Annotated in this window: 8 protein-coding genes; 4 read left to right on the top strand and 4 right to left on the bottom strand. The window is 62.0% G+C overall.

Annotated elements, in window-relative coordinates; genetic code table 11:
- Positions 1-170: 170 nt before the first annotated feature.
- Both rlmJ and putP read right to left on the bottom strand, forming a co-directional pair.
- Positions 171-1,007, bottom strand: coding sequence for a 23S rRNA (adenine(2030)-N(6))-methyltransferase RlmJ (rlmJ, locus tag P0Y58_04570; protein ID WEK31475.1), 837 nt, complete (start codon positions 1,005-1,007; stop codon positions 171-173).
- A 185-nt stretch (positions 1,008-1,192) separates the two neighbouring features.
- On the bottom strand, positions 1,193-2,671 hold the full coding sequence (gene putP, locus P0Y58_04565; protein WEK31474.1) for a sodium/proline symporter PutP: 1,479 nt from the start codon (positions 2,669-2,671) through the stop codon (positions 1,193-1,195).
- A gap of 357 nt (positions 2,672-3,028) precedes the next feature.
- On the opposite strand from putP, the gene putA reads away from it, so the two are divergent.
- Entirely contained in the window at positions 3,029-6,982 is a 3,954-nt protein-coding gene (gene putA, locus P0Y58_04560; GenBank protein WEK31473.1) for a trifunctional transcriptional regulator/proline dehydrogenase/L-glutamate gamma-semialdehyde dehydrogenase, read from the top strand.
- Positions 6,983-7,046: 64 nt separating this feature from the next.
- Here the strand turns inward: putA and P0Y58_04555 are convergent, their stop codons facing one another.
- Both P0Y58_04555 and P0Y58_04550 read right to left on the bottom strand, forming a co-directional pair.
- The gene (locus P0Y58_04555; GenBank protein ID WEK31472.1) at positions 7,047-7,499 is read right to left on the bottom strand and encodes a hypothetical protein; all 453 of its coding nucleotides are present in this window, start codon (positions 7,497-7,499) and stop codon (positions 7,047-7,049) included.
- Positions 7,500-7,615: 116 nt separating this feature from the next.
- Positions 7,616-8,239, bottom strand: a complete 624-nt coding sequence (locus P0Y58_04550; protein ID WEK31471.1) for a hypothetical protein — start codon at positions 8,237-8,239, stop codon at positions 7,616-7,618.
- 331 nt (positions 8,240-8,570) lie between these two features.
- On the opposite strand from P0Y58_04550, the gene P0Y58_04545 reads away from it, so the two are divergent.
- The 3 genes from P0Y58_04545 to P0Y58_04535 are packed head-to-tail and all read left to right on the top strand — an operon-like array spanning position 8,571 to position 13,167.
- Positions 8,571-10,373 carry an acyl-CoA dehydrogenase gene (locus P0Y58_04545; protein ID WEK31470.1) on the top strand — a complete coding sequence of 601 codons (1,803 nt, stop codon included), beginning with the start codon at positions 8,571-8,573 and terminating at the stop codon, positions 10,371-10,373.
- Between the two features lie 32 nt (positions 10,374-10,405).
- Entirely contained in the window at positions 10,406-11,848 is a 1,443-nt protein-coding gene (locus P0Y58_04540; protein WEK31469.1) for a TldD/PmbA family protein, read from the top strand.
- Positions 11,848-13,167, top strand: a complete 1,320-nt coding sequence (locus tag P0Y58_04535) for a TldD/PmbA family protein (GenBank protein ID WEK31468.1) — start codon at positions 11,848-11,850, stop codon at positions 13,165-13,167. The genes P0Y58_04540 and P0Y58_04535 overlap by 1 nt, the downstream gene beginning before the upstream one ends.
- Positions 13,168-13,214 lie beyond the last annotated feature (47 nt).

Here is a 13,214-nt window from a genome sequence, read left to right as displayed (position 1 = left end):
CTCATGGGCGGGTGGCGACTAAAGGGCGGGATTATAACGCAAAGATCAGGAACTGCGCGGTCGTTGTGGGAGCGGGCTTGCCCCGCGAACACCGGCAAAGCCGGTGCCATACACCGCGTCGCCTGCTTCGCGGGACAAGCCCGCTCCCACAAGGGAGATGAGACGCCTGCTTACTCGGCGATCAGCCAGTCCATGCGGTAGCTGCCGGCAGTCTGCGCCAGCTCTTTGGCCAGCCATGGCAGCAGCTCTTTGAGCTCTTCTTCCAGGCCCCACGGTGGGTTGGCGATGGCCAGGCCCGAACCATTAAGGCCCTGCGGGCTGTCCTGGTGGTGCACATACAGTTCGACCCGCAGCAGTTTCGGCGCGCCGGTGCTGGTCAGGTCCTGGTAATAGCGGGTCAGCGAGCGTTGGTCCTTGATCGGGTACCAGATAGCCGCAACCGTCTGGCGCATGCGGCTGATCGCCTCTTTCATCGAATTGGTACAGCGTTTGAGTTCATCGGCCTGCTCGAACGGCGGGTCGATCAGCATGATCGCGCGCTTTTCCTGCACCGGAAGCAAGGCCCGCGGCACATGCCACCCTTCGCCCAGGTGCACGGTCACGCGCGGGTCTTTCTTCATGTTCTCTTTGAGCAGCGGCCCGTCTTCGGGGTGCTTCTCGTTGAGCAGGGCGCGGTCCTGCTCGCGCATGAGGCGGCGGGCCAGCTCGGGCGAACCCGGGTAGTAACGCAGCTCACCGTCGGCGTTCAGGCGCTTGATGACGCGCAGGTAATCGGCAGCCATGGCGGGCACATCATCGCGGTTCCACAGGCGGGCAACGCCCTCCAGGTACTCGCCGGTACGGCTAGCCTGGTCGCCTTGCAGGTCATACAGACCGAGCCCTGCGTGGGTATCGATATAGGCGAACGGCTGCTCCTTGCGCGACATCAAGGCGATGAGGCGGGTCAGCACGATGTGTTTGAGAACGTCGGCATGGTTGCCGGCGTGGAAGGCGTGACGATAGTTCATGGCAACTCCTGCGAAGGCGGCAAGTTTACCTTGCCTTGCAGGCGGAGTCAGGCCTGGCTGTCGATCGGCGGTGGCTTCTTCGCGGGCTCGCCCGCTCCCACAGGGATTGCGCTGGTTTCAGGTTCAGTGCAAATCCTGTGGGAGCGGGCGGGCCCGCGAAGCAGGCGCCGCCGATTCAACGGGTGTTACTTGTCAGCGTGATACGCCGCATCAGCAGTCTCGAAGCGCTGAACCATCGCGTTCGAAGGGCTGCCCAGCTTGCTCACCACAAAGATGGCGATGCTGGCCAGCAGGAAGCCCGGGATGATTTCGTACAAGCCCCAGACATCAATCTGCTTCCACAGGATCACGGTCAGTGCGCCGACCACGATACCGGCCAGTGCGCCGTTACGGGTCATGCCTTTCCACAACACCGAAATCAGCACCACCGGGCCGAAGGCGGCACCGAAGCCGGCCCAGGCGTAGGCCACCAGGCCCAGCACGCGGTTTTCAGGGTTGGCAGCCATGGCGATGGCGATCAGGGCCACGGCCAGCACCATCAGGCGGCCGACCCACACCAGCTCGACCTGCGAAGCGTTCTTGCGCAGGAAGGCTTTGTAGAAGTCTTCGGTCAGGGCGCTGGAGCACACCAGCAGCTGGCAGCTCAGAGTACTCATCACCGCCGCCAGGATGGCCGACAACAGCACACCGGCGATCCACGGGTTGAACAGGATCTTGGCCAGCTCGATGAAGATACGCTCGTGGTTCTCGGTGACCGGGCCTGCCAGGTCAGGGTTGGCCGAGAAATAGGCGATGCCGAAGAAGCCCACGGCGCAGGTACCGGCCAGGCACAGGATCATCCAGGTCATGGAGATGCGGCGGGCGTTGGCGATCGACTTCACCGAATCGGCGGCCATGAAGCGCGCCAGGATGTGCGGCTGGCCAAAGTAGCCAAGGCCCCAGCCCATCAGCGAGATGATGCCGACGAAGGTTGCACCCTTGAGCATGTCGAAGTTGGCCGGGTTCACCGTTTCGATGGCGGCGAAGGTCTGATCGAAGCCTCCCGTGGAGATCAGCACGATCACCGGGGTGAGGATGAGCGCGAAGATCATCAGCGTGGCTTGCACGGTGTCGGTCCAGCTCACCGCCAGGAAACCACCCACGAAGGTGTAGGCGATGGTGGCCGCAGCGCCAGCCCACAGCGCAGTCTCGTAGGACATGCCGAAGGTGCTTTCGAACAGGCGGGCACCGGCAACGATGCCAGAAGCACAGTAGATGGTGAAGAACACCAGGATGACGATGGCCGAGATGATCCGCAGCATGCCGCTTTTGTCTTCGAAGCGGCTGGCGAAGTAGTCCGGCAGGGTCAGTGCGTCACCGTTGTGCTCGGTCTGCACTCGCAGACGACCAGCAACGAACAGCCAGTTCAGGTAGGCGCCGACGGTCAGGCCGATGGCGATCCACGCTTCGGAGAGGCCGGAGAAATAGATGGCGCCCGGCAGGCCCATCAGCAACCAGCCGCTCATGTCGGAGGCACCGGCGGAAAGCGCAGTGACCACGCTGCCCAGGCTGCGACCGCCAAGGATGTAGTCGGAAAGGTTGTTGGTGGCGCGATAGGCCGCGAAGCCGATCAGTACCATTGCCGCGATGTAGATCACAAAGGTGATCGTGATTGGATTGCCCATGCGTGTGCCCTGGCGTTTGTTTTTATCTCATGTACAACCGCAGTCATGGCGGTTGCACCCAGGCGGCGAATCCTATGCAACAACGCAAAGCAGGTGCAACCATTTTTCATTTGCAAGTTGCACCCATCCAGGCATTTTTTGTAAAAGTCGCTTTTTTGCTCCTTTTTGGAGCATAAACGCGTTTTTTCAGAATAAAACGCACCGTGAACGCCCCTTTTCAAGGTGTGGAAATGTCTGTCAGACGAGTTGCACCTTTTACACAAAAAATTCGGGTTGCACCTGGTTGCACCCGAATTGTCCTACAGCTACTCTTGGCGCCAGCTTAGGCCACAGCCGTGGCAATAAAGAGGATAAGAAATGGCTACCACCACCCTTGGGGTCAAACTCGATGACCCTACCCGTGAGCGACTCAAGGCAGCTGCGCAGTCGATTGACCGCACGCCGCACTGGTTGATCAAGCAAGCGATCTTCAACTACCTGGAGAAGCTCGAGGGTGGCGCCACCCTGACCGAACTCAACGGTCATGCCAACAGCCTGGCCGATGACGCCGGTGATGTTCAGGCCGACCACGGCCACCAGTGCTTCCTCGAGTTTGCCGAGAGCATCCTGCCGCAATCGGTACTGCGCTCAGCGATCACCGCCGCCTACCGCCGCCCCGAGCAGGAAGTGGTGCCAATGCTGCTGGAGCAGGCACGCCTCAGCGCACCGCTGGCCGAAGCCACCAACAAGCTGGCGGCCGGCATTGCCGAAAAACTGCGCAACCAGAAGAGCGCCGGCGGGCGCGCCGGCATCGTCCAGGGCCTGCTGCAGGAGTTTTCGCTGTCGTCCCAGGAAGGCGTGGCACTGATGTGCCTGGCCGAAGCGCTGCTGCGCATCCCCGACAAGGGCACCCGCGACGCGCTGATCCGCGACAAGATCAGCACCGGCAACTGGCAGCCGCACCTGGGCAACAGCCCGTCGCTGTTCGTCAACGCCGCCACCTGGGGCCTGCTGCTGACCGGCAAGCTGGTCAGCACCCACAACGAATCCGGCCTGACCTCCTCCCTCACCCGCATCATCGGCAAGAGCGGCGAGCCGATGATCCGCAAGGGCGTCGACATGGCCATGCGCCTGATGGGCGAGCAGTTCGTCACCGGTGAGACCATCGCCGAAGCCCTGGCCAATGCCAGCCGTTTCGAGGCCAAGGGTTTCCGCTATTCCTACGACATGCTCGGCGAAGCCGCACTGACCGAGCATGACGCACAGAAGTACCTGGCGTCCTACGAGCAGGCCATCCATTCGATTGGCAAGGCCTCTCATGGCCGCGGCATCTATGAAGGCCCGGGCATCTCCATCAAGCTGTCGGCACTGCACCCACGCTACAGCCGCGCCCAGTACGAGCGCGTGATGGAAGAGCTGTACCCGCGCCTGCTGTCGCTGACCCTGCTCGCCAAGCAGTACGACATCGGCCTGAACATCGACGCCGAAGAAGCCGACCGCCTGGAGCTGTCGCTCGACCTGCTCGAGCGCCTGTGCTTCGAGCCCTCGCTGGCGGGCTGGAACGGTATCGGCTTTGTCATCCAGGCCTACCAGAAGCGCTGCCCGTACGTGATCGACTACGTCATCGACCTGGCCAAGCGCAGCCGCCACCGCCTGATGATCCGCCTGGTAAAAGGCGCCTACTGGGACAGCGAGATCAAGCGCGCCCAGGTCGAAGGCCTGGAAGGCTACCCGGTCTACACCCGCAAGGTGTACACCGACGTGTCCTACGTCGCCTGCGCCCGCAAGCTGCTGGCCGTACCAGAAGCCATCTACCCGCAGTTCGCTACCCACAACGCCCACACCCTGTCGGCCATTTACCACATTGCCGGGCAGAACTACTACCCGGGCCAGTACGAGTTCCAGTGCCTGCACGGCATGGGCGAACCGCTGTACGAGCAAGTGGTCGGCAAGGTTGCCGATGGCAAGCTGAACCGCCCGTGCCGCGTCTATGCGCCGGTCGGCACCCACGAAACGCTGCTGGCCTACCTGGTACGCCGCCTGCTGGAAAACGGCGCCAACACCTCGTTCGTCAACCGCATCGCCGACCACTCGATTTCCATCCAGGAACTGGTCGCCGACCCGGTCGCCAGCATCGAGCGTATGGGCGCCCAGGAAGGCAGCCTTGGCCTGCCGCACCCACGCATCCCGCTGCCGCGTGATTTGTACGGCCCTGAGCGGGCCAACTCGGCCGGTATCGACATGGCCAACGAACACCGCCTGGCGTCGCTGTCCTGCGCCATGTTGGCCACCGCCAACAATGACTGGAAGGCTGCCCCGCTGCTGGCCTGCGCCGCCACCGAGTCTGCTGCAGTACCGGTGCTGAACCCGGCGGACCACCGCGATGTGGTCGGCCACGTACAGGAAGCTACCGTTGCCGACGTCGACAATGCCATCCAGTGCGCGATCAATGCTGCGCCTATCTGGCAGGCCACGCCGCCAGCCGAGCGCGCCGCCATTCTGGAGCGCACTGCCGACCTGATGGAGGCCGAGATCCAGCCGTTGATGGGCCTGCTGATCCGCGAAGCTGGCAAGACCTTCGCCAACGCCATCGCCGAAGTGCGTGAAGCCGTGGACTTCCTGCGCTACTACGCGGTGCAGGCACGCAACGACTTCAGCAACGACGCCCACCGCCCGCTGGGCCCGGTGGTGTGCATCAGCCCGTGGAACTTCCCGCTGGCGATCTTCTCCGGCCAGGTGGCCGCTGCCCTGGCAGCCGGTAACCCGGTACTGGCCAAGCCCGCCGAGCAAACGCCGCTGATCGCCGCCCAAGCCGTACGCCTGCTGCTGGACGCTGGCATCCCTGAAGGCGTGCTGCAACTGCTGCCAGGCCGTGGCGAAACCGTCGGTGCCGGCCTGGTCGGTGACGAGCGCGTCAAAGGCGTGATGTTCACCGGCTCTACCGAAGTTGCCCGCCTGCTGCAGCGCAACGTCGCCGGCCGCCTGGACAACCAGGGCCGTCCGATCCCGCTGATCGCCGAAACCGGCGGCCAGAACGCGATGATCGTCGACTCCTCGGCACTGACCGAGCAGGTAGTGATCGACGTGGTGTCGTCGGCCTTCGACAGCGCCGGCCAGCGTTGCTCGGCCCTGCGCGTGCTGTGCCTGCAGGAAGACTCCGCCGACCGCGTGATCGAAATGCTCAAGGGCGCCATGGCCGAAAGCCGCCTGGGCTGCCCGGACCGCCTGGCCGTGGACATTGGCCCGGTGATCGACGCCGAAGCCAAGGCCGGTATCGAGAAGCACATCCAAGGCATGCGTGAGAAAGGCCGGTCGGTCTATCAGGTGGCCATCGCCGATGCTGCCGAGGTCAAACGTGGCACCTTCGTCATGCCAACGCTGATCGAGCTGGACAGCTTCGATGAGCTGAAGCGCGAAATCTTCGGCCCGGTGCTGCACGTGGTGCGCTACAACCGCCGCAACCTCGACCAGTTGATCGAGCAGATCAACAACTCCGGTTACGGCCTGACCCTGGGCGTGCACACCCGCATCGACGAGACCATCGCCAAGGTGGTGGAGAACGCTAACGCCGGCAACATGTACGTCAACCGCAACATCGTCGGTGCAGTAGTGGGCGTGCAGCCGTTTGGTGGTGAAGGCCTGTCTGGCACCGGCCCGAAAGCCGGCGGCCCGCTGTACCTGTACCGCCTGCTGTCGACCCGCCCGGCCGACGCGATTGGCCGCCATTTCCAGCAGCAGGACGGCGAAGGCAAGCCTGACCGCACCCTGCACGAGCAGTTGGTGAAGCCGCTGCACGGCCTGAAGGCCTGGGCCGAGAGCAACCAGCTGCCCGAACTGGCCGCACTGTGCGACCAGTTCGCAAGCCAGTCGCAAAGCGGCATCGCCCGCCTGTTGCCAGGCCCGACCGGCGAGCGCAACAGCTACACCATTCTGCCGCGCGAGCACGTGCTGTGCCTGGCCGACAACGAGGCCGACCTGCTGGCGCAGTTCGCTGCAGTGCTGGCTGTAGGCAGCTCGGCGGTGTGGGCTGACGGCGAACCTGGCAAGGCCCTGCGTGCCCGCCTGCCGCGTGAGCTGCAGGCCAAGGTCAAGCTGGTGGCGGACTGGAACAAAGATGAAGTGGCGTTCGACGCCGTGATCCACCATGGCGACTCGGACCAGCTGCGAGCGGTTTGCCAGCAAGTGGCCAAGCGTGCCGGTGCGATCGTGGGTGTGCACGGGTTGTCCAGCGGGGATCACCAGATTGGGCTGGAGCGGTTGGTGATCGAGCGAGCGGTGAGTGTGAACACTGCGGCGGCGGGGGGTAATGCCAGCTTGATGACCATTGGCTGATCGCTGTTGATAAAAAAGGAGGGCTTCGGCTCTCCTTTTTTATGGGCAACTCGCGGCATTGGCCTCACGATTTTTCCAAGATACACGATTCAGATGTACGCCAAAGCCACCAGATACTCCACCCTTTAATCGCCTCTGAAGCAAGTAGCAACCCAACCCATATCCAGTTATTGATCCCAGCAACGACCATAGGCAAGAGCAAAACCACCGAAATCGACGGGACAATGAAAAACAATCTGAATGGTATCTGCACCAGCGCCAAAAAAATCACGATTTTTTGATACTTAAAAAAACCCACGCACGTAACAATAACTGAAATCTGTAAGAACAGCCCGATCCAAATCACAAAACTTGACCCACCCCAACTCCGCACCACTTCAAGACCACTATTTAAATCCGACCAAAAAGGGAGTGCGCCACGGACGACATTACGCAAGACATACAAAATAATATAAAACGCATCCATACTTGCCCAAAGAAAATATATAGATCGCTGTTTATTAATGTTAGAGACCATCAGCATGCGCCGTTTTTATATTCATATTCCTCATCAGCCACCGCAGGGCGCCAGTGCCAGGACTGCCCTGTGATCGCCCATGCATCATCAGCCTGTACATAATTTTGCGTTATACTTCATACATCGCCATATCGATGTATAGCCGACAGCCTGGCGAAATTCCGCTCATTTTTGCCCAACGGCACCCACCTCTGGTTTACCAACCTACGGGTATTTGCATAGTCTTTCCCCTCGCTCGAAAAAAGCCGCCCCTCATCTCCTCGGGATGTAACAAAATTTGCGACCAACGCCACCCCAGACCACAATAAATCTGTATTAATACTGAATGTTTTCCACTTCCCAGGACCATCAACTTCTGGGTATTTACTCTCAGACAGCAGTAAATCCAGCTTTGATTCTGCCCCTCTCAACTGAGGGTAACGCGACACATCAATCGGAGAAATTGCTTGCTCCCGAATAAGGAACCACCTACCGTCCTCCACCAGCTTCAAAGCTCGCCAGATATCATCCTGCAGCAGAGGACGCCCCAGAGGCAAATCACATGCTTTCTGGAAATCACGCAGTCCTCGCAGGGTCGTATTTTCCAGCAAAGCTCTCTGTACTACCGAACAAGCAAAAAAAGGGTCTTCAACCCTCTCTAAATCTTCTTTCCAAACGTCGCGCCACTCACAAATCCTGTCCATAGAATTCCTCCACAGTGAAGACTCAATACCTACCTCATCTTCCATAATTGCGGTCATAGGAAGTTTCTGAAAAGCGCGTAGGTTTTTTCCTGCTGCCTTCTCCGAAGAAGCCTCTGACGCCTCAAATTTTTCATGCCGTCAGTGGAATAGCAGAGCTTAAAAGGTGTCGAGGCTGACAGGTGCATGCCTTTTGATCTCGCACCCGCTACAAGGTTAACTGCGAACTAGTGGTCTTGACGCTCGCTCAACCCAGCCCCTTCGCCCCGTCACCCCTACCAGACGCTCAAATGCGAGAATCTGTAGCTGAACATCATCTGAATCAATCATGGTAGCCAGCCTTATTCGGCCAATCCTAGACTCGCCCCAAGCCCGCTCAAGGACCGCCCCCATGCCCGAGACCCTGCTCAGCCCCCGCAACCTGGCCTTCGAGCTCTACGAAGTCCTCGACGCCGAAGCCCTCACCCAGCGCCCTCGCTTCGCCGAGCACAGCCGGGAAACCTTCGACGCGGCGTTGACCACCGCACGCACCATCGCCGAAAAGTACTTCGCCCCGCACAACCGCAAGGCCGACGAAAACGAGCCACGCTACGTGGACGGTCGCGCCGAACTGATCCCCGAGGTGAAACCCGCTGTCGATGCCTTCCTCGAAGCCGGTTTCCTCAACGCCAACCGGGATTTCGAGGCTGGTGGCATGCAGTTGCCCAGCCTGGTTTCGCAGGCGTGCTTCGCCCACTTCCAGGCCGCCAACGCCGGCACCACGGCCTACCCGTTCCTGACCATGGGCGCGGCCAACCTGATCGAGAGCTTCGGCAGCGAAGAGCAAAAGCGCCTTTTCCTGCAACCGATGATCGAGGGCCGCTACTTCGGCACCATGGCTCTGACCGAACCGCATGCAGGCTCGTCGCTGGCCGATATCCGCACCCGCGCAGAACCTGCAGGCGACGGCAGTTACCGGATCAAGGGCAACAAGATCTTCATTTCCGGCGGCGACCACGAGCTGTCGGAAAACATCGTGCACATGGTGCTGGCCAAACTGCCGGATGCTCCACCTGGGGTAAAAGGCATTTCGCTGTTCATCGTACCCAAATACCACGTCAACCCGGACGGCAGCCGTGGCTCGCGCAACGATGTGCTGCTGGCTGGGCTGTTCCACAAGATGGGCTGGCGCGGCACCACCTCCACTGCACTGAACTTCGGTGACAACGGCGAGTGTGTCGGCTACCTGGTCGGCCAGCCTCATCAAGGCCTCGCCTGCATGTTCCAGATGATGAATGAGGCGCGCATCGGCGTCGGCATGGGGGCAGTGATGCTCGGTTACGCCGGTTACCTGTATTCACTGGAATACGCCCGCCAGCGCCCGCAGGGCCGTCTGCCGGACAACAAGGACCCGCACAGCCCTGCGGTGCCGATCATCAGCCACACCGATGTGAAACGCATGCTGCTGACGCAGAAGGCCTATGTGGAAGGCGCCTTCGACCTTGGCCTGTATGCAGCGCGCCTGTTCGACGACACCCAGACTGCCGACGACGAAGCTACCCGCAAACAAACGCAGGACCTACTCGACCTGCTGACCCCGATCGTCAAGTCTTGGCCCTCGACGTTCTGCCTCAAGGCCAACGAACTGGCGATCCAGATCCTTGGCGGCCACGGCTACACCCGTGAGTACCCGGTGGAGCAGTATTACCGCGACAACCGCCTGAACCCGATCCACGAGGGCACCGAAGGCATCCAGTCGCTCGACTTGCTTGGGCGCAAACTGGCGCAGAACAATGGCGCCGGCCTCAAGCAACTGATCCGCCTGATCGCCGCCACCGGCGAGCGCGCCAGCCACCACCCCAACCTCGACCCGCTGCGCCAGCCGCTGGAACAACTGGTCAACCGCCTGCAAAGCGTGACCCTGGCCCTGCTCGGCGACCTGGCGCAGGGCAAAATCGCTGGCGCCCTGGCCAATTCGGCCCTGTACCTCAAGGCCTTCGGACACTGCGTGATCGGCTGGCGCTGGCTGGAACAGGCGATCCACGCTGAACTTGGCCTACACAAGGGCAACAACGCCGACCGCGACTTCTATCTCGGCAAGCTGCAGGCCGCGCGTTATTTCCTGACCTGGGAAGTACCGGGCTGCCATAATGACCTGGCATTGCTAGAGGCGCGCGACGACACTTGCCTCACCATGCAGGACGAGTGGTTCTAAGGGGGAGCCACCGTATACACGGAGGCTTTGGCATGTTCGATTCCAGCGCCCTGCTGCGCCAGCGCTTCGCCGCGCTGCGCAGCACGGCCGAGTTGTTTTCCCTGCGCCATGTGAAACAGTCGCACCAGGCGCTGTCGGTTCGCCGCAACGTCGCCGAACCACCCTTCTTCAGCCAGGACGAGGGCGCCATGCTCACCGTGCGGGTCAATGGCGTGGAAGCCTATGCGGCCACCGCCGACCTGTCACAGGCCGGCCTGCAACGCGCACTGGAACAAGCCGAGGCCCTGGCCCGGCAGATCACCCGGCACAGCCTGCTCGACCTGCGCGACCAGCCAGTGACCAACGCCCGTCACGACCATGTTTCGCCCAACTTCGAGCAACCGGTACCTTCGCTCGCTGACTGCCTTGGCCTGCTCGCTGCCGAATCTGCCAGCGTGCCCAAGGACAGCCGCCTGGTGGACTGGCAAGCCAGCCTGGGCCTGAGCCTGGTCGAGCAAACGTACCTCAACTCGGCCGGGGCCGAACTGCGCCACGCACAGCGTTTCCTTTTCCCGGGCCTTGGCGTAACTGCCAGCGATGGTCAGGACAGCCAGAGCCGCAGCCTGGGCCGCGACAACTTCGGCCAGCAGGGCGGTTTCGAGATCATCGAACGTTGCGGGCTGGTCGGCGCCGCCCGGCAGGTGGCCGACGAGGCGCTGCAACTGCTGCTGGCCCCCAACACCCCCAGCGGCCCGCGCGACCTGCTGCTGATGCCCGACCAGATGATGCTGCAGATCCATGAGTCCATCGGCCACCCGCTGGAAATGGACCGCATCCTCGGCGACGAGCGCAACTACGCCGGTACCAGTTTCGTCAAAGCCAGTGACTTTGGGCAGCTGCAATACGGCTCCAGCCTGTTGAACGTGACCTTCGACCCGACCATCGGCGAAGAACTGGCCAGCTACAGCTTTGATGATGACGGCACCCCGGCCAGCAAGCAGTTCCTGATCCGCGATGGCCTGCTGTTACGTCCGCTGGGCGGCGCGCTGTCGCAGTTCCGCTCTGGCCTGGACGGCGTGGCCAACAGCCGTGCCTGCGGCTGGAACCGCGCCCCGATCGACCGCATGGCCAACCTCAACATCGAGCCGGGCGACCAGTCCTTCGATCAACTGATCGGTGGTATCGAGCACGGCATCCTGATGCGCACCAACCGCTCCTGGTCCATCGACGATGCGCGCAACAAGTTCCAGTTCGGCTGCGAATGGGGCCAGTTGATCGAGAACGGCCAGCTCAAAGGCATCGTCAAGAACCCCAACTATCGCGGCATCTCCGCACAGTTCTGGCGCAACCTGTCGGCCGTCGGCGACCGCAGCACCTTCCAGGTCTTGGGCACGCCCAACTGTGGCAAGGGCGAACCCAACCAGGTGGTGCGGGTCGGGCATGCCTCGCCGGCCTGCGTATTCCGCCAGATCGACGTATTCGGGGGGGACGCCTGATGAAACACACTTTCGAAGCCTTGGTCGGCGATGTGCGGGCCGCCCTGCAAACAGGCGAGCAGTTCACCCTGGGCTACAGCGCCGAACAGTCGCAATTTGTGCGCTTCAACCACGCGAAAGTGCGCCAGGCCGGCGAAGTGAGCCAGGCCAGCGCGCAACTGCGGCTGGTCCGGGACGGGCGTCAGGCGGAACAGCAACTGACCTTGAGTGGTGACGTGCAACTGGACCGCCAGCGCCTGGCCGAAGCCCTGGCGCAACTGCGCCAGACCTTGCCGCTGTTGGCCGTCGACCCTTACCTGCGCCTGGACGAAAGCGCCTGGCACAGCCACAGCCTGCAGGAACAACCCCTGCCCCAGTTGGACGAAGTGCTGGCCTTGCTCGACAGCGAGGCCGGTGACCTGGACCTGGTCGGCATCTACGCCGCCGGCCCGATCTGCCGGGGCTTCGCCAGTTCGTTCGGAGCCTTTGGCTGGCACCAGGCCAACAGTTTCAACTTCGACTGGAGCCTCTTCCACGAAAACGGCCAGGCGGTGAAAGCCAACTACGCCGGGCAACTGTGGAGCGCCGACGACTTCAGCGCACGCCTGCGCCAGGCAAGGGAGCAACTGGGTTTCCTTGGCCGCCCGGCAGTCACCCTCAAACCCGGCAGATACCGGGCGTACCTGGCACCTGCGGCCATGGACGAAATTGCCGGCATGCTCTGCTGGGGCAGTTTTTCCGCGCAGGCCCTGGCTACCGGCAACAGCGCGTTGCAGCGTCTGTACAACGGCGATGCCCGACTGAGCCCGTTGGTGAATTTCACTGAGCAGGTCAGCGGCTCGCTGAGCCCGGCGTTTTCCGATGAAGGCGCGCCACGTCTGGATGTGCCGTTGATCCAGCAAGGCGAGGCGCAGCAACGGTTGACCAGTGCACGCAGTGCAGCCGAATTCGAGCTGCTGGCCAATGGTGCCGACAGCTACGAATCGCCCTGTGCGCTCAGCCTGGCGCCGGGTAATCTGGCCCACGGGCAGATCCTTGAGCGGCTGGGCACCGGGCTCTACATCAGCAACCTGTGGTACCTGAACTACTCTGACCTGCCGGCGGCGCGGATGACCGGGTTGACCCGCTTCGCCACCTTCTGGGTGGAAAACGGGCAGATTCAGGGGCCGGTGAGCACAATGCGTTTCGATGACAGCCTGTACAGCTTGCTCGGTAGCCAGCTGGAGGACCTGACCCAGGAGCGCGAGATGATCCTGTCGACCAGCACCTATGGACAGCGCAGCACCGGGTCGAGCCATTTACCTGGGGCGCTGGTCAAAGGCCTGACCCTGACATTGTGACTGGATTTGCCGGCCCTTTCGCGGCTAAAGCCGCTCCCACAGGATCT

The sequence above is a fragment of the Candidatus Pseudomonas phytovorans genome (assembly GCA_029202525.1).
Lineage (GTDB): Bacteria > Pseudomonadota > Gammaproteobacteria > Pseudomonadales > Pseudomonadaceae > Aquipseudomonas > Aquipseudomonas phytovorans.
The sequence above is the reverse complement of the archived record's forward strand: the minus strand, read 5'-3'. Positions and strand labels throughout refer to the sequence as shown.